The organism is Streptomyces sp. NPDC034111 (genome assembly GCF_055575375.1).
The window spans coordinates 1-17,062 of the sequence record NZ_JBVIST010000018.1; the positions used below are offsets into that span (position 1 = coordinate 1).

Annotated in this window: 13 protein-coding genes; 8 read left to right on the forward strand and 5 right to left on the reverse strand. The window is 71.6% G+C overall.

Features of this window, described 5'->3' with window-relative positions; translation table 11 throughout:
* Positions 1-116 precede the first annotated feature (116 nt).
* Positions 117-1,274: an ROK family transcriptional regulator gene (locus ACZ55A_RS29515; protein ID WP_468846292.1), complete on the reverse strand. Its 1,158-nt coding sequence runs from the start codon at positions 1,272-1,274 to the stop codon at positions 117-119.
* A gap of 56 nt (positions 1,275-1,330) precedes the next feature.
* Here ACZ55A_RS29515 and ACZ55A_RS29520 point away from each other — a divergent pair, with 56 nt between their 5' ends.
* Complete coding sequence (locus ACZ55A_RS29520; RefSeq protein ID WP_468846295.1) at positions 1,331-2,473, forward strand: Gfo/Idh/MocA family oxidoreductase; 1,143 nt, start codon at positions 1,331-1,333, stop codon at positions 2,471-2,473.
* Positions 2,474-2,939: 466 nt separating this feature from the next.
* Here the strand turns inward: ACZ55A_RS29520 and ACZ55A_RS29525 are convergent, their stop codons facing one another.
* The 3 genes from ACZ55A_RS29525 to ACZ55A_RS29535 form a co-directional block, all read right to left on the reverse strand.
* Positions 2,940-3,797, reverse strand: coding sequence for a fumarylacetoacetate hydrolase family protein (locus ACZ55A_RS29525; RefSeq protein WP_468846297.1), 858 nt, complete (start codon positions 3,795-3,797; stop codon positions 2,940-2,942).
* A gap of 138 nt (positions 3,798-3,935) precedes the next feature.
* Entirely contained in the window at positions 3,936-4,973 is a 1,038-nt protein-coding gene (locus tag ACZ55A_RS29530) for a YidC/Oxa1 family membrane protein insertase (RefSeq protein ID WP_468846300.1), read from the reverse strand.
* 102 nt (positions 4,974-5,075) lie between these two features.
* The gene (locus ACZ55A_RS29535) at positions 5,076-5,381 is read right to left on the reverse strand and encodes a DUF6412 domain-containing protein (protein ID WP_468846303.1); all 306 of its coding nucleotides are present in this window, start codon (positions 5,379-5,381) and stop codon (positions 5,076-5,078) included.
* A gap of 164 nt (positions 5,382-5,545) precedes the next feature.
* Between ACZ55A_RS29535 and ACZ55A_RS29540 the strand changes: the two genes are divergently transcribed.
* From ACZ55A_RS29540 to ACZ55A_RS29560, 5 genes are all read left to right on the forward strand, one after another.
* Positions 5,546-7,456, forward strand: a complete 1,911-nt coding sequence (locus ACZ55A_RS29540) for an AMP-dependent synthetase/ligase (RefSeq protein ID WP_468846306.1) — start codon at positions 5,546-5,548, stop codon at positions 7,454-7,456.
* 318 nt (positions 7,457-7,774) lie between these two features.
* A complete protein-coding gene (locus ACZ55A_RS29545; protein ID WP_468846308.1) occupies positions 7,775-8,422 on the forward strand; it encodes a DUF4142 domain-containing protein in 648 nt (215 codons plus the stop codon).
* Positions 8,423-8,557: 135 nt separating this feature from the next.
* Positions 8,558-10,015 carry a DUF1996 domain-containing protein gene (locus ACZ55A_RS29550; protein ID WP_468846627.1) on the forward strand — a complete coding sequence of 486 codons (1,458 nt, stop codon included), beginning with the start codon at positions 8,558-8,560 and terminating at the stop codon, positions 10,013-10,015.
* Between the two features lie 568 nt (positions 10,016-10,583).
* A complete protein-coding gene (locus ACZ55A_RS29555) occupies positions 10,584-12,056 on the forward strand; it encodes an amino acid permease (RefSeq protein ID WP_468846311.1) in 1,473 nt (490 codons plus the stop codon).
* 246 nt (positions 12,057-12,302) lie between these two features.
* Entirely contained in the window at positions 12,303-13,160 is an 858-nt protein-coding gene (locus ACZ55A_RS29560) for a serine/threonine-protein kinase (protein WP_468846314.1), read from the forward strand.
* Positions 13,161-13,374: 214 nt separating this feature from the next.
* Here the strand turns inward: ACZ55A_RS29560 and ACZ55A_RS29565 are convergent, their stop codons facing one another.
* Positions 13,375-14,196, reverse strand: a complete 822-nt coding sequence (locus ACZ55A_RS29565) for a PucR family transcriptional regulator (protein ID WP_468846317.1) — start codon at positions 14,194-14,196, stop codon at positions 13,375-13,377.
* Between the two features lie 555 nt (positions 14,197-14,751).
* On the opposite strand from ACZ55A_RS29565, the gene ACZ55A_RS29570 reads away from it, so the two are divergent.
* Complete coding sequence (locus tag ACZ55A_RS29570) at positions 14,752-15,510, forward strand: hypothetical protein (RefSeq protein ID WP_468846320.1); 759 nt, start codon at positions 14,752-14,754, stop codon at positions 15,508-15,510.
* Positions 15,507-17,045 carry an NADH-ubiquinone oxidoreductase-F iron-sulfur binding region domain-containing protein gene (locus ACZ55A_RS29575; protein WP_468846323.1) on the forward strand — a complete coding sequence of 513 codons (1,539 nt, stop codon included), beginning with the start codon at positions 15,507-15,509 and terminating at the stop codon, positions 17,043-17,045. Before ACZ55A_RS29570 ends, ACZ55A_RS29575 begins: the two co-directional genes overlap by 4 nt.
* Positions 17,046-17,062: the final 17 nt, after the last annotated feature.

The window sequence follows — 17,062 nt, forward strand, 5'->3', positions numbered from 1 at the left end:
CCTCGTAGTGGGTCTACGTGGACGATCCCGACAACGCAGCGAGGCGCCGTGCCAGGCGTCGCGGGCCAGACGGGACTTTGCGGACACCCCCTAGGTCCTGACCCATCGGAAAGGCCCTAAAGCGGCCGGCGTACGGGCCGGCCGCCGCCGAAGAGCGGGGCGAGCACCAGTTCCGCCGCGCCGTCGGCGACCGCCCGTGCACCGCCGCGGGCGAGCGCCACCGACACCGCGGGCCGGGCCCCGGCCCGGCCGCTGCCGCGGGTGCGGGCCCGGTCGGCCAGCGCATGGGCCACACCGCTCAGGAACGCCTCGGGGTGGTCCAGCACGGTGCGCCCGCCGAGCAGCACCTGGTCGATGTCCAGCAGCTCCACGAGGTTGGCGGCGCCCACGCCCAGCGTCCGGGCCGCGCCCGGCAGATCGCCGCCGGCCACCGCCGCCAGACACAGCGCCTCTATGCAGCCGCGCTGACCACAGCCGCAGCGTGGACCGTCCAACTGGACGATCTGGTGGCCGAATTCCCCGGCGCCGGTGCGTGGCCCCCGGTAGAGGCCGCCGTCCAGCACGAGCCCGGCGCCGAGCCCGGTGCCCAGATGCAGATAGCCGAACGAGCCGGCGCCCGCGGGCCGTGCCTGCGCCAGGCCGAGCGCCGCGGCGTTGGTGTCCTTGTCGAGGACCACGGGCACGCCGAGCCGTCTCGCGAGCGCGTCCCGCAGCGGGAAGCCGTCCCACTGCGGGGCTCCGGTGACGCGGTGCAGCACCCCGGTGGTGTGGTCCAGCGGGCCCGGGCAGGCGACCCCGGCTCCCAGGACCGGCGGTCCCCCGGCGTCCGCGAGCAGCGCCGCGACCTCGCGTTCGACGGTGGTGAGCACCTGGTACGCGTCCGCCTCGAAGGCGAGCGGGGCGCGCCGGACGGCGACCGCACGGCCGGCCAGGTCGGCGAGCACGGCGATGAGCTCATCGCGGTCCAGGTGCAGCCCTATCGCATGACGGGCGCCCGGGACCAGCCGCAGGACGGTGGCCGGCTTACCGCCCGTCGAGGCCCGGCGGCCCGCCTCGGCGGCCAGCCCGTCGTCCCGCAGCCGTGCGGTGATCTTGCTGACGGCCTGCGGGGTCAGCCCCGTCTGCGCGGCGAGCTCCAGCCGGCTGACCCCCTCTTCCCCGGCCGTGCGCAGCAGCCCGAGCACCAGCGCGGCGTTATGGCCGCGCAGCGCGGGGAGGTTGGCGCCGGGACTGCCGGCGAAGCCGCCGAGGGAGGAGAGGTCGTTGCTGCTCACCCAGCCATTGTCGGCAGGGGCTTGCACTTTGGCAACAGCGTTGCTTAAGTGGACCCATGAGCGAGACGAGCGAGAACAGCCGGGCGGACCGGACGAGCGGCGACTCCAGCGGCGGCCCCGCCCCTGACGGCCCGCTCCGCGTCGGCCTGCTCGGCTACGGCCTGGCCGGCTCGGTCTTCCACGCCCCGCTGATCGCGGCCACCGACGGCCTGCTGCTCGACACCGTCTCCACCGCCCAACCCGAGCGGCAGGCGCAGGCTCGCGCCGAGCATCCGCAGGTCCGTACGGTCAGCACCGCGGAGGCGGTGCTCGACCGCGCCGCGGAGCTGGATCTGATCGTGCTGGCGACGCCCAACAAGACCCATGTACCGCTCGCCACCGCCGCTTTGGAGGCCGGCCTGCCGGTGGTCGTCGACAAGCCGCTGGCCGCGACCGCCGCCGAGGCCGAGAAGCTGGCCGCGCTCGCCGCGGACCGCGGGCTGCTGCTCTCCGTCTTCCAGAACCGCCGCTGGGACAACGACTTCCGCACGGTCCGCAAGCTCATCGAGGACGGCGCACTCGGCGAGGTGCAGCGCTTCGAGTCCCGCTTCGAGCGCTGGCGGCCGCAGCCCAAGGGCGGCTGGCGCGAGTCCGGTGACCCGCTGGAGGTCGGCGGGCTGCTCTACGACCTCGGCAGCCACCTCGTCGATCAGGCGCTGTCCCTCTTCGGCCCGGCCGCCTCCGTCTACGCCGAGTCCGACATCCGCCGCCCCGGCGCCGAGGCCGACGACGACACCTTTATCGCCCTCACGCACACCAACGGCGTCCGCTCACATCTGTGGGTGAGCGCCACCGCCCCCATGCTGGGACCGCGCTTCCGGGTACTGGGCAACAAGGCAGGCTATGTGAAGCACGGCCTGGACCCACAGGAGGCCGCCCTGCGCGAGGGCCGCCGCCCGGGCGACGAGGGCACGGAGTGGGGCGTCGAACCGAAGTCCTGCTGGGGCCGGCTGGGCGCCGGCGCCTCCCCCCGGGCCGGCGGCGGCGAGCCCGTGCCGACCCTGCCGGGCGACTACGCCGCGTACTACGCCGCGATCGCACGGGCCCTGCACGAGGGCGGCGCTCCCCCGGTAACGGCCGCCGAGGCGGCGGCGGCCCTGCGGGTGCTGGAGGCCGCGAAGACTTCGGCGGCGGAGGGTCGGTCCGTGGCGCTTGCCTAACGTTCCGCTGCGCTTGGCTGGCCTCCCACGTTTTCGGCTTTCCCGCCGTGTGGGTTTGTCGCCGTTGCTCCCCCACTGCCTGAAGGGCGTGGGAGGTACCCCCACGCGGCGGGCGGTGCCGCTGCGCGGGGCTGTCGGGTGCGGTGACGGACCTCCGGGGCCTTGTTGGTGGACTGCTTCGCTTTACGTCCACCAACAAGGCCCCTCCGGCCCGTCCCCTCCCGTTGAGGGGAGAGAAAAGGCCGGTGGGGGTGCCCGTAAGTGGGCCGGTGCACGCTATGGGGACCCAGTAACCGGCCACCGGACACGCAACGCCCGCCCCCACTCAGGTTCTCCCACCCACCACGGGAGGGGCCGCGCCGCAGGACGAAGTCCGGAGGAGCGGCACCGCACCCGACAAACCCACGCCCGCCGCCAGGCGCAACGGCGAGAAACCACCACGGCGGGAAAGCCAAGTACGTGGGGGTCAAGCCAAGCGCAGCGCCTGGCGCTGGCGCCCCAGCCCGTCGATCTCCAGCTCAACCACATCCCCGGCCCGCAGATACGGTTTGGGTTCCGGCCGGCCCATGGCGACGCCGGCCGGGGTGCCGGTGTTGATGACGTCGCCCGGGTAGAGGGTCATGAACTGGCTTACGTAGCGGACCACTTCGGCGACCGGGAAGATCTGCTCGGCGGTGGTGCCGTTCTGCTTGAGCTCGCCGTTGACCCACAGCCGTATGCCGAGGGACTGCGGGTCGGGGACCTCGTCGGCGGTCACCAGCCAGGGGCCCAGTGGGTTGAAGGTCTCGCAGTTCTTGCCCTTGTCCCACTGGCCGCCGCGTTCTGTCTGGAAGGCACGCTCGGAGACGTCGTGCGCCACCGCGTAGCCGGCCACCGCCGCCAGCGCCTGCGCATCGGTCTCCAGGTAGCGGGCGGTCCGGCCGATGACGACGGCGAGTTCCACCTCCCAGTCGGTCTTCACACTGCCCCGCGGCACCAGCACGGGGTCCTCGGGGCCGACGACGGTGTCCGGCGCCTTCATGAAGATGATCGGCTCGTCGGGGGTTGCGACCCCGGTCTCCCGGGCGTGGTCGTGGTAGTTCAGCCCGATACACACGATCTTTCCGATCCGGGCCACCGGCGGTCCGGTGCGCAGTCCGGCGGCGTCGAGCCGGGGCAGCTCACCGGACGCGGCGGCGGCGCGGAGTCCGGCCAGCTTCCCGTCGTCCGCCAGCAGCGCTCCGTCGATGTCCGGTACCAGGCCCGACAGGTCGCGCAGCACGCCCGACTCGTCGAGCAGCGCCGGGCGTTCGGCCCCCACCGTTCCGACACGCAGCAGCTTCATCGGTTCAACTCCCGTGGTCGAAGGGTCGGCCCGGAAGAGGTCTTCCGGGCCGGCCGATGGGGGACGGCCATCGAGCGATTTGGCTGATCCTCCAAGAAGGGGGTCCAGTCTGCAAGACCCCGTTCACAGGCTGGACCGTTACCGCGAGGTAGGAGCGGTCTCTTCGACGACGGGACCGGTGGCGGTCGCGCGAGGCGGCCTCTCGCCGGCCCGTGCGTTGTCCTGCGCGGTTGTCTGCGCGGTGGCCTGCGCGGTGGCCCTGGACCGGGCCGCCCGCTGCCGGGCCGCGCGGCTCTTCGGCGCGCGCCGCTGCGGGGTGCGCTGCCGCGGTGCGGAGCCGCCGGCCGTACCGTCGGCCGGGACGGTCGCCGAGGCCGTGCCGGGAGCCGATGCGTTCCCGGGGACGGGCTTCTTCCCGGCTGCCTGCTGCTTCCCGGACGCTGATTCCGTGCCGGCCGCCGGCTTCTTCTTGTCCCGCTGCAACAGCGCCCGTTCGCACGCCGTCCACGTCGTCGTCGTCACCATGTACAGCCCGGCGGCCAGCGGCACCACGGCCACCGTGATCAGCGTGGCGAAGGACAGCAGCGGCAGCACCTTGCCCATGGAGGCCATCCCGGGCAGCGCGGTGGCGCCCGCGGCCGGCGCCGGAGCCTTGGCCGTCGCGGCCCTGGCACGCCGGTAGTTCCAGGTCGCGACCGCCGCGATCAGTACGAACAGCGCGAGGTAGACCCGGCCCTGGGGGCCGAACACCCCGCCGTCGGCGAGCGCCTGGCTCCAGTGACCGCCGAGCGGCGCGCCGAGCAGCGTGTGGTCCAGCAGGCCGCCGCCCCCGGTGGAGAAGAGGTGGTACATCAGGAAGAAGACAGGCAGTTGGAGGAGCGTCGGCAGACAGCCCGCCAGCGGAGAGGAGCCGGTCTTCGCATAGAGATCGGCCACCGCCTTCTGGAGCCGCTCGGGGTTGCCCTTGTGTTTGCGCTGCAGCGCGGCGAGTTGCGGAGCGAGCGCGGTGCGGGCCTTCTCGCCCCGGGCCGCGGCGCGGGCGAGGGGGTGCAGCGCGGCGCGTACCGCGAGGGTGCACAGGACGATGGCGGCAGCCATGGCCGCGGTGCCGAAGAGCGGTTCGATCGCGTCGGCGCCGTGCGCCAGCGCATCGCCGAGGAATCCGAAAATGGACATGAGTGGGTGAGCCCTCCACGGGTCTCGTCGTGCCGGAACGGGAATTCGGCGTGACGAGCCGCGCGGACGCGGCGGAGAAACGGCAGTGAGCTGCCCGGGCGTCTACGCGGCCGTCGGGAGGGAACGGCCAGGTGCCCGGGGTCGCGGCCGCCCGGCCGCGTCGGGGTCGCGCTGTGGCAGGAATGCCGTACGCCGCTCGCGGTCGCGGATCGCCGTACGGATCCGGCCCGGTGGGACGGGCGGCGCAGCGGCGGCGACCAGGAAGGCACTGCACAGCAGCAGCACCGCGGCCGTGGTCGCGGCGGCGGTCAGAGCCGTGGTCAGCCCGCTCTGGGCGAGCAGCAGCCCGGCGAGGAGGAAGAAGAGTGCGGAGGTGTAGAGGCGCCATGCGTCGACGAGGCGATACATCCAGCGCCCTCCTCACGTACGGCCCGGTCCCAAGACTTGTCGTCTTCCGCTCAAGAGTAGCCATAGATCTGGGCAGCCGGGGGACCGGCCGGTAACTTGCCCTCCCTGCCGTCGGGACGGCGGGACCAGGGGGGATCAAAAAGGGGGAACACCTAGGAGGTGCTGTGCGCGACATCAGCGTTCCGGCCGTGGCGGCTCCACTGCGGACCGGCGGTCTCGCCGACTCCGTCTTCGACACCGCCGCTCACCAGCCGGACTTCGCTCAGCTCGCCCGCCGCGACGACCGGGCCGCCGGCGAATGGCAGGAGGTGTCCGCGAAGGAATTCCGCGACGAGGTCATGGCCCTGGCCAGGGGGCTGCTGGCCGACGGGGTACGGCCCGGCGCCCGGGTCGCGCTGATGTCCCGTACGCGCTACGAGTGGACGCTGTTCAGCTATGCGCTGTGGGCGATCGGCGGGCAGCTCGTACCGGTCTATCCGACCGCGTCGGCCGAGCAGCTGCGCGCCCTGCTCAACGGGGCGAAGATCACCGCGATCGTCGTGGAGAACGAGGCCCACGCCATGACCGTGGCGGAGGCCTGCGACGCGCACACCCGGCTGCGCCGGCTGTGGCAGCTGGACCTGGACTGCATACAGCGGCTGATGGAAGAGGGCACCCGGATACCCGAGGCGGATGTGCACCGGCTGCGGCATGCGGTGACCCCGGACGCCCCCGCCGCGATCGTCTACACCTCGGGCACCGTCGGGCGTCCGCGCGGCTGTGTGATCACCCATGCCAATCTCGCCGCCGAATGCGACACCCTCTACGCGGGCTGGGGCGGGCTGCTGGCCGCGCCCGGCGAACGCCCCTCGCTGCTGGCCTTTCTGCCGTTCGCGCACATCTACGGGCTGATGGTGCAGGTGGCGTGTCTGCGCGGTGGGGTGAAGCTGGCGCATCAGCCCGACGCGTCCTCGGACCGGCTGCTGCCGGCGCTCGCCTCGTTCCGCCCGACGTTCCTGTTCGCGGTGCCGTACGTCTTCGAGAAGATCTGCGCCCGGGCCCGGATGGCCGCCGAACAGGCGGGGCGGCGGCGGCAGTTCGATGCCGCGATGACGGTCGCGGTGCGCTACGCGGAGGCGCTGGCCGAGGAGGAGGCGGGCACCGGGCGCGGCCCCGACCCCTTCCTGCGGGCCCGCCATGCGCTCTACGACCGGCTGGTGTACTCCCGCATCCGGGAGCTGCTGGGCGGCCGGGTGCGCACCGCGGTCTCCGGCGGCTCGCCGCTCTTCCGGGAGCTGGGGCTGCTCTTCGCCGGCATGGGCCTCACCATCTACGACGGTTACGGGATGACCGAGACCAGCGGCGCGATCACCGCACAGCCGCCCGGCAAGGTGCGCTTCGGGACGGTGGGCCTCCCACTGCCGGGCTGCGCGATCCATCTGGCGCTGGACGGCGAGGTGTGGGTACGCGGTCCGGTGGTCTTCGCCGGCTACCTCGATGCCGAGGACGGTGCTGACAACGCCCGGGGCCGCGGGCTCTACGACGGCTGGCTGCCGACCGGTGACCTCGGGCACCTGGACGAGCAGGGCTATCTGGTCATCACCGGCCGCAAGAAGGACGTCATCATCACCAGCAGCGGCAAGAGCGTCGCCCCTCAGGTGTTGGAGGCGCGGCTGTGCGCCCACCCGCTGATCTCGCAGTGCGTGGTCGTCGGTGACAACCGGCCGTATGTGACCGCGCTGATCACCCTGGATCCGGAGGCCCTGGAGCAGTGGCGGCAACTGCGCGGTGAACCGGCCGAGGCCGGCGAGGGGCCGACGCCGGAGGAGCAGTTGCAGGCGGAGGTGCGGCGGGCGGTGGCGCGGGCGAACGCAACGGTGTCCCGGGCCGAGTCGATCCGCGCGTTCCGGGTGCTGCCGGGCGAGTTCAGCCAGGCGTCCGGGCTGCTGACGCCGTCACGGAAGCTGCGCAGAGCGGTCATCGTGCGGGCGTACGCGGCGGAGATCGACGCCCTGTACGCGCAGGGCGAGCGTGAGGCGCCCGACACCCGGAGCGAGCGCCGCCGGTGGGCGGCGGCCGGGCTGTACGCACGCTGAGCGGCGTCCGCACGCCGTACGCACGACAGCCGGACAGCGGACAGGCATGCTCGGCGCACGGGCAGCCGGCAGCAGACTCCTACGCAGGCGCAACCGACGGCGGACGGCGGACAGCCTCGTGTGAGCGCCGGGCAGCCGACAGCGCTCAGGGCACGGCGCACCCGTCGTACCCGCCCGCACCGGGCCCGCCCGCGGCACCGTAGCAGTGTCGCGGCGGGCCCGGCCGTTATTTGTCCAGGGGTGAGAACCCGCGTCCGAAGGCCCGGTACGACGCCTAGCGTCCGGAGGCATTCCAGTAGGGACGAACCGGGAGGCCGTGTGCGGTCGATCCTCAGCAACTCCGCAGCATCCGGGCGGACCATCGCCACCGGACTGGTCGTCGCCGCGCTCGTTGCCACGCTCGCGGCACTGCTGCTGCCCGTACAGCTCTTCGGTGAGACCGCATCCGCGGCGACCAACACCGTCTCGTACGAAGACGACGGCGGCGGCACGGTGGACACCCGCTACGGACCGCTGACCGCGATGGACCGGGACTTCGTACGCAAGGTCAGACTGGCCGGGCTGTGGGAGATGCCGGCGGGCCGGCAGGCCCAGGCGCGCGGCAAGACCGCCGAGGTGCGTACCGCGGGAGACCATCTCGTGGCCGGGCACGCCGAGCTGGACCGGCGGTCGGTGGAGGCCGGACGGGCCCTGGGCATCGGCCTGTCCAACCAGCCCACCCCCGAACAGCAGGGCTGGCTCGGGCAGTTGAACTCCGCCTCGGACGCCGAGTACCCCCGCCTCTTCGCCGAGCTGCTGCGCCGGGCGCACGGCAAGGTCTTCGGGCTCGTGGCGATGGTCCGCGACCAGACCCGTAACTCGATGGTGCGCGCCCTGGCGAACAAGGCCAACGACACGGTGCTGGACCACATCACCGTTCTGGAGAAGACCGGCCAGGTCGACTTCAACACGCTGCACAGCAGCTGAGCCGGCGGGCGGACGCGGAGCACCGCGCCGGCGACCGGCACCCCCCACCCCTCACCTCTCTCATCGAAGCGAAGTGATCTCATGAGGCAACGGCAACGCCAGCAAGGCCATAAACGCTCGCGCTTGACCAACAGAATGCTGATCGGCGCGACCGCGCTCCTGCTGGGCGGCGGAGGTCTGGCGGCGGTGGCCACCACGGCCCTGGCCGGCAACAACTCAGACCCCACGCCGTCCGACGGCCACCAGCACACCGTCATGGCCAACACCATCTCGTGCCCCGATGTCGGTGAACGGCTGCGGCAGGTGCCGCGCGGTGCGCAGCTCACGGTCTCCAAGGGCCTCGCCACGCTCGACCGCCAGGTGCACGACGCGTACCACACGATGATGGGCGGCAGCGGCAGCAGCACCGTCCTGGTCAAGCTCAAGCGGCAGCGCTCCCACACCATCAGCGTCATGGTCTCCGCCATCGCCAAGCAGACCAAACGGCCCGACTACCTGACGAAGATGAGCGGCTGCACCACCAAGCCCGTCAACGAGGGCGCCGGGACCGGTGGTTTCGACTCCACGAAGTCCACGACGGACGGCTGGTACCAGGGCCAGACCCCGCAACAGGACCAGCAGCAGAACCAGCAGCAGGATCAACAGCAGGACCAGCAACAGGACCAGCTGCCCGGGCAGGACCAGAACGGCGGCCAGCAGGGCCAGGCCGGTGGTCCCTCGCCGGACGACTTCGTCGACATCAACAACGTCCAGCCGAACGCGGACGCGCCGCCGTTCGCCGCTCCCAGGGGCGGCAACGCCACGACCGGCACCTTCACCACCGAGTGCGGCCGCAACGAGGAAGGCCACTTCAACCCCGACAACGTCATCGTCACCCCGGGCGTCAGCAACGGCGCCCACCACACCCACGACTACGTCGGCAACAAGACCACCGACGGCAACTCCACCAACGAGTCGCTGGCCGCGTCCGACACCACCTGCAACAACGGCGATCAGTCCACGTACTACTGGCCGGTGCTGCGCAAGCTGGACGGCAACGCGGAGCAGAAGCCGGGCGCCGCACAGGACGCCAACGTCGGCTCGGTGCTGACCCCGGCCACCGTAACCCTCACCTACCGCGGCAGCCAGGCCGGCCAGGTTGAGGCCATGCCGCGCTTCCTGCGCATCATCACCGGCGATGCCAAGGCGTTCACCAACGGCACGAAGAACGCCAACGCCTCCTGGAGCTGCACCGGCTTCGAGGACCGCCAGCTGAAGGACAAGTACCCGATCTGCCCGAACGGTTCGCAGGTCGTGCGCACCTTCGCCTTCCAGAACTGCTGGGACGGCCGGGACATCGACAGCGGCAACCACCGTGATCACGTGGCCTTCTCCGACCAGAACGGCAACTGCCCCAACAACTTCCGGCCCATCCCGCAGCTGGTCGAGCGGGTCACCTACGACGTACCGCAGGGCGCCAGCTTCGCGGTCGACAGCTTCCCCGAGCAGCTCCACAAGCCGGTCACCGACCACGGCGACTTCATCAATGTGATGTCCGACGACCTGATGAGGAAGGCGGTCGACTGCATCAACAACGGACAGGAGTGCAGGTGACGGCTCCCTAGCCCCAGCCCCACTCCCATGACGACTGCGACGCCGGCGCCCCTGCGCCGGCGTCGTGCTGTCCGGCCCCGGCCACCAGATCTCGACAGAAGCAAGATCTCGCCACCGAGGACCCACCCCCGCTCCCCTCCCTCCCGCCCAACGACCGCCGACCCGGACCCCATGGGTCACACTGCGCCACACCATGACCACAATGAGCAACATCGCACCCATCCTGATCCACAAAAACTGCTCACCGACCGACACGGATCACCGGCGGTGCGTCAGCGTCCGCTCAGCGGGTTGCTCAGACCGAATAACGATTCAGTCACCACGGCCGATAATTGCCCGACTGTGAGGCATTTTGGCAGGTTTGCGCGGTGACCTGCGCCACGCTGGCTGAAATTCGCCCGTGGTACACCTTCACGACCACCTGACGGACGTCACCCATGTCCGCATAGGGGGCGCTTGAGCCGGCTGATCGCCGGCATGCAACTCCATCAGCATCCGGGGGGATCGAAACCCGATCCGTCGCCAAGCGAGGCGCGGATCGGCATGGAGCGGAAAGGCGCACCACACCATGACCTCAACGCAGGTCGGCACGAACCACGGCGACAGCAATGGGGCCTCAGGAGCCACACCGGAAGAGGGCTACGAGCGGGGTCTCGGCAGCCGTCAAGTCCAGATGATCGCCATCGGCGGCGCCATCGGCGTCGGCCTCTTCCTGGGCGCGGGCGCGAACATCGCGAAGGCCGGGCCCAGCCTCATCCTCATGTACGCCCTCGCCGGCGTGATCGTCTTCTTCATCATGCGAGCGCTCGGCGAGCTGCTCCTGTACCGCCCCGTGTCGGGTTCGTTCGCGGAGTACGCCCGCGAGTTCCTCGGCCCGTTCTTCGGGTTCGTAACGGGCTGGACGTACTGGCTCATGTGGGTCGTCACCGGCATGGCCGAGCTGACGGCCGCCGCGATCTATGTGAACTTCTGGTTCCCGCAGATACCCCAATGGGTCACCGCGCTGGTCTTCCTGGTCGTGCTGTACGTGGCGAACCTGATCTCGGTGAAGATCTTCGGTGAGATCGAGTTCTGGTTCTCGATGGTCAAGGTCACCGCGCTCGTCGGCATGATCGTGATCGGTCTCGGTGTCGTCACCCTCGGCTTCAGCCAGGCGGGAGACACCGCCGCGGTCGCCAACATCTGGGCCCACGACGGGATCTTCCCCAAGGGCGTCGGCTCCAGCCTCATGACCCTCCAGGGCGTCATGTTCGCCTACCTCGCCGTCGAGCTCGTCGGTGTCACCGCGGGTGAGTCCGAGAACCCGGAGAAGACCCTGCCCAAGGCCATCAACACGCTGCCGTGGCGCATCATCGTCTTCTACGTCGGTGCGCTGAGCGTGATCCTGATGGTCGTCAAGTGGACGGAGTTCGAGCCCGGCGTCAGCCCGTTCGTGGCCGCCTTCGCGAAGATCGGCATCCCGGCCGGTGCGGCGATCGTCAACTTCGTCGTCCTGACCGCCGCGCTGTCGTCCTGCAACTCGGGTATGTACTCCACCGGGCGCATGCTCCGCGACCTCGCCGCCAACAGCGAGGCCCCGAAGGCGCTCGGCAAGCTGAGCTCCACCAAGACCCCGGCCATCGGCATCACCCTCTCCGCCGCCCTGATGGGCATCGGCGTGGTCCTCAACTACGTCGTGCCGGAGAAGGCATTCGGCTACGTCACCTCGGTGGCCACCGCGGCCGGTATCTGGACCTGGCTGATGATCCTCGTCAGCCACATCCTCTACCGCCGCGCGGTCGTCGCGGGCCGCCTGCCCGCCTCGTCCTTCCCGGCGCCCGGCGGCACGGTGTGCAGCTGGATCTCGGTGGCGTTCCTGCTCCTGGTGACCGGGCTGATCGCCCTCGACCCGGACAGCCGCGTATCGCTGTACGTGGGTGCCGGCTGGGCCGCGTGCCTGGCGATCGGCTGGGCCGTCCTCAAGGCCCGCAACCCGCACATCGCGGCGAAGGTGACCTCCGAGGACAAGCAGCTGGAGACCGCCGGCCAGCCCCGCGGCTGACCGCAACGGACCCCCGCGGTCCCACCGGACGGCCCTTGCCGCCGTCACTTCCCTACGGGGCGCCCAGGTGTCAGACACCTGGGCGCCTCGTCGTCTTTCGTTCCGCCCTCGTCTGCTTCGGCCTCGTCAGCCGTGAGAAGCCCCGGATACGCCAGACCTTGCCCATGCCCTGTCGTCGGCCGTAGATGACGGATGTGAGCTGTTCCGGGCCCACGGGCTCCCGTACGAGTGGAAGGCGGTCAAGGAATGGGCGAGTTCCCTTGTTGCCCCGCGGCGGCCCGCGTCGCCGCCGAAGCAGCCTGCGGTGCGCCGGTCGAGTGGAAGGAGATCACCGACCGGCGTGGGGCGGCGGTGTGGAAGGTGACCGGACCGCGCGGGGCGGTCGCCGTCAAGGCCGGCAGCGGCGAGGGCGCGGCCGTCACCCGGCGCGAGGGGGCGGTCCTCGAAGCGATGGGCCGGCCTGACTATCTGCTGGCTGCCGGCGAGGACGCGAACGCTGTATGGCTGGTGACCCGTTGGTTCACGGGCCCCTCGACGTGGCAGGCCTTCGCCTCCGTCAGAGGTGGCGCCGGAGCCGAAAGAGGCACCGCAGTAGCGGCGGCCGTGGAGCTGTGCCGAGCCGTGGCCGAGCTGCACGCCTCCGGCTGGGTCCACTCCGACCTCCAGCCGTCCCACGGCATCCACACCGACCATGGCGTACGGCTCATCGACTGCTCGTGGTCCTGGCGTGCAGGTACGGAGCCGCCCAGCGCATTCCGCGGCGGCCTCACGCACCTCGTTGCGCCGGAGCTGGCCGCGGCCGTCAACGCCGGCATCCCTCCGGCCACGCCCACCACGACAGCGGACGTGTACGCACTCGCCGGAAGCCTCTGGACCTGCATCACCGGCCGCTGGCCCCTGGACTACGCAGCGGCGGGCATCGATCCGCGGCAGCTCACGCCCCCTGAGATCCGTGCCTGGATCGCCGGTCGCGCTGTCCCCCTCGACACGGCCGCTCCCTGGCCGGAGTTGCAGGACGTCCTGCGCGCGGGTCTCCAGGACGCGCCGGACGCGCGACCCACAGCGACCGAACTTGCCACATCGATTGCGCAGTTGGCCAGGTGAGAGAGCGAGCTGTGCGAACTCGAAAGCCCACAACCCCGCAGCACGACGGCCCCGGTCCGGGATCTCCCGGGCTCGGGGCCGCCGTGTGCCGATGGCCGGTGGCTGACATTGGGGTGGCGAACGTCAGAGCAGCCGGCGCATCGATTCGGTTGGCGCGTCGTTTCGGGCGGCCGTGGTCAGCAGCCTGCTCGTGGGCAGCAGGACTGACCCTGGCTCATAGGCCGTTGACCCGGGCCTCCCGTGCCACCCCCAGCGGCCGGATCGATGACGCCACGGCGCGCGCCCGGCGGCCGGCCCTGGCGCGGTAGGAGCGGACGTGGGCCATGAGGCGGCGGCTGCGGAGGGCCATTTCCAGTTCGAAGCGGGCACGGGGGTCGCGGAGGACGGGGCCGAAGAGTTTCTCTATCTGGCGTAGGCGGTAGCGCACCGTCTGCGGATGGACATGCAGGAGTTTGGCGGCTTCGGGGGCGCCGCCGCCCTCCAGCCAGGCGAGCAGGGTCACTTCCAGACGTTCGCTCTGGCGGGGGGTCAGCTCTTCCAGCGGGCCGAGCCAACGGGACGTCAGGGCGTCGGCGAGGGACTCGTCCTGGAGGAGAAGCAGGGCGGACAGATGGTCGTCGACGAAGGCCGGGCGCGACTCGGGGCCGACCCGGCCCGGGGCCAGCGTGAGCAGGTAGCGGGCCCAGCGGAGGGAGGAGGCGGTGTCCGTTGCGGGGACGACGTGGCCGACGGCTGCGGGTCGGCCCTTGAGGGCGGCCTCCAGGCGGGCCCGGGTCTGGGTGGCCGGGTCGGGCACGAAGAGGCAGGTGTAGCCGTCGACGGTGCCGATGAGGGCGTGGCCCAGGGCTGCGGCGAGTTGGGGTGCCTCGGCGGGGGTGGCGAGGACGACGGCCTGGAGCGTGTCGGGGATCGGCCAGCCGGCCGCGCGGGCCAGATCGTCCAACCCGCCGTCCGGTGCCTCGCGTTGGCCGGCGAGCACCTCGAACAGGTCCTGCCGGGCCCGTGCGACGGGCATCGGTGTGACGACGGACGACACGGCCGGACGTTTACTTTCCGACTCTTTTTGGTAACCCAGTACTGTCAGCAGGGCCTGTTCCAGTGCCCATTCTGCCTCTTCTACGGGGGTATCACCGAGAAGCGCAGCCAATGCGGGAAATCCGCGTTGCAACTCCGCTACCACCTTCTCGGCGAGGGACGGGAGTTCATTTCTCACTACCCGGGTCCACTCGCCTCGGGGACGCGACCAGATGCGGTTCAGGAGATCACACATCGCTAACCTCGATCCTGGCGGGGATGCGGCTTGGACAGGGGATCGGCGCCCCCGTGCACCTGAGTCGGCATCATCCGGAGTCCTCCCGCGCGATCGCGACGCCGGTGCAGGAATTTGTCACAGCGCGATAAAGCTTACGAAAGCTTGAACGCGTTCGTAGATGCTTTTGCACATCCGGATTACGGCCCTGCGTATCCACCCGGTTACGGAATGTTCAGTGTTACCGGGGGTCACCCGCACAAAAGCCCCGGGCAAATAACGCCGCCGGGAAATTTCACCGAAATTCGCATCCCGCACCCGTGCTCCGACACCGGAGGTCCGATGTCCGCACCACGTTTGCAGAGCCGCCAGAGTCGCCGCGCGGCGCACCGCGCCCGGCCCTCGCCGCTCCTGCCGCGGCCCCGCCGCCCGCCGAACGAACCCGGGTCGCCGGGCCGCGGAGCGGCCGGCGGCTTCACCGGAACTGCCGTACTGCGCCCGGCACTTCCGGCCGCACTGCTGCTCTTCATCGCCGTCACCCTGCACTCCGGCGCGATGGACACCCTGATGCGCTTTCTGGACTACGGCGCCGGGGTGCTCGCACTGGTCTCGCTGTCGGTGACCGTGCTGTGGGGCCTGGCCGCCACCGACCGGATGGTGCTGCACTCGGGCCACCGGCTGCTCGCCCAGGCCGTGCACCGCGGAACCGGCGTCGCCGGACTCGGCTTTCTGGGCCTGCACATCTGGGTGAAGGTCGCCGAGGGCCATGCCACGACGGTGTCCATGGCGGTGCCGTTCACCGACGGCGCGCGTCCCGTGCTCATCGGCCTGGGCACGCTGGCCGCCTATGTGTTCATCGCCGTCGCGGTGACCGGCGCGGTGCGCGGTGCCTTCACCGGCACCACCGGCGCCCGCTGGTGGCGGGCGCTGCACATGAGCGCGTATCTCGCCTGGGGCTTCGCCCTGGTCCACGGCCTGAAGTCGGGCCGCGCCGCGGCCGGTTGGGCCATCGCCGGATACGCCGTATGCCTTGCCGCGGTCGCCGTACGGCTGGCGCTGCGGCTGCGCGACGCACGCAGGAACTCAGGAGAACTCCCATGACCGCCCCCGCCCCCACCCAACTGCTGCCGGCCCTGTCCGTGCCGGAGCCGGTACCGACGCTGGCGTCCTACGGGCCGCCGAGACTGCTGGCCGGGCTCGACGAGGTGCCGCGCATGGACCGGGTGGCCCATCTGGCCCGGCACGGCAGCCTGCCCAAGCTCTCGCTCCAGGAGCTGGTGGCGCTCGCCGAGGACACCGATCTGCGCGGCCGCGGCGGCGCCGGGTTCCCCTTCGCACGGAAGCTGACCGCCGTCCGGGACGGGATGAAGCGGTCCGACGGCAAGGGCGCGGTGGTCGTCAACGGCAGTGAGGGTGAGCCCAGTTGCCTCAAGGACACCGCGCTGCTGCTGCATGCGCCGCATCTGGTGCTGGACGGCGCGCTGCTGGCCGCCGAGGCGCTCGGTGCACAGGAGGTCGCCCTCGGGGTGACCCGTAAGGACGTCGAGGACTCGGTGCGGCGCGCCATCGGTGAACGCGGCCCGGTCCGGCCGGCCTTACGGGTCACCCTGCTCACCGAACGGTTCGTCACCGGCGAGGGCACCGCGATGACGAACGGGCTGGGCGGCGGCCCCGGGCTGCCGTCGGGCCGTAAGGTCCGCTCCAGCGAGCGCGGGCTGAACGGGGTGCCGACACTGCTGTCGAACACCGAGACCTACGCCCAACTCGCCGTCGCCGCCCGGCTCGGCGCGCTCGGCTACCGGAACGCGGGGCTGCCCACGGAGCCCGGCACCCTGCTGCTGACCGTCGGCGGCAGCCGGGTCGTGGAAGTCCCCTACGGGGTGCAGCTCACCCGGGTGCTGGCCCTGTGCGGGTCCGATCCGGGGCTGGGCGTGCTCCTCGGCGGCTACCACGGCACGTTCATCTCCCCGGCCGACGCCCAGCACGCGACCCTCTCCCGGGACGACCTGGCGACGTACGGGGCGGTGCTCGGCGCCGGGGCGGTACTGCCGATGCCGTACGACACCTGTCCGGCGGGGGAGACGGTACGGGTCGCGCAGTGGATGGCCGCCGAGTCGGCCGGCCAGTGCGGTCCCTGCGTGCTGGGGCTGCCCGCCCTCGCCGATGAACTCGCCCGCGCCGTACGGGGCGGCGGCGCGGGCGCCCTGGACGCCGTGCGGGCCCGGATGCGGGCCGTGGAGAAGCGCGGCGCATGCAGCCACCCGGACGGCACCGCGCGCTTTGTCGCCTCGGCCCTCGCCGCCTTCCCCGAGGAGTTCGAGCGCCATGCGCAGGGGTTCGGGTGCGGCCGCCCGGTGACCGGAGCGCTGCCGGTCACCGGGCACCAGCCGCCACCGCCCACCGACCCCGCTCCCACGGCGGCGCCCGCTCCGCCGCAGGAGCGGCTGCTGGTCGACTGGACGCTGTGCCGCGGCCACGGCCTGTGCGCGGATGTGGTGCCGGGCATCGTCAAACTCGGCCCGGACGGCTACCCGGAGCGGGCCAGCATGCCGCTGCCGGCCCGGATGCGGCGCCGCGCGCAGCTCGCGGTGCGCCGCTGCCCGGCGCTGGCGCTGCGGGTGCAGGGCGGCAACTGACCGGTGCCGCACGGCTT

Bases quoted from the DNA above. Each gene is read 5' to 3' on its own strand.
- ACZ55A_RS29520 (WP_468846295.1), top strand. From the start codon at position 1,331: ATGAGCGAGACGAGCGAGAACAGCCGGGCGGACCGGACGAGCGGCGAC.
- ACZ55A_RS29525 (WP_468846297.1), bottom strand. From the start codon at position 3,797: ATGAAGCTGCTGCGTGTCGGAACGGTGGGGGCCGAACGCCCGGCGCTG.
- ACZ55A_RS29530 (WP_468846300.1), bottom strand. From the start codon at position 4,973: ATGTCCATTTTCGGATTCCTCGGCGATGCGCTGGCGCACGGCGCCGAC.
- ACZ55A_RS29535 (WP_468846303.1), bottom strand. From the start codon at position 5,381: ATGTATCGCCTCGTCGACGCATGGCGCCTCTACACCTCCGCACTCTTC.
- ACZ55A_RS29550 (WP_468846627.1), top strand. From the start codon at position 8,558: ATGCTGATCGGCGCGACCGCGCTCCTGCTGGGCGGCGGAGGTCTGGCG.
- ACZ55A_RS29555 (WP_468846311.1), top strand. From the start codon at position 10,584: ATGACCTCAACGCAGGTCGGCACGAACCACGGCGACAGCAATGGGGCC.
- ACZ55A_RS29560 (WP_468846314.1), top strand. From the start codon at position 12,303: ATGGGCGAGTTCCCTTGTTGCCCCGCGGCGGCCCGCGTCGCCGCCGAA.
- ACZ55A_RS29570 (WP_468846320.1), top strand. From the start codon at position 14,752: ATGTCCGCACCACGTTTGCAGAGCCGCCAGAGTCGCCGCGCGGCGCAC.
- ACZ55A_RS29575 (WP_468846323.1), top strand. From the start codon at position 15,507: ATGACCGCCCCCGCCCCCACCCAACTGCTGCCGGCCCTGTCCGTGCCG.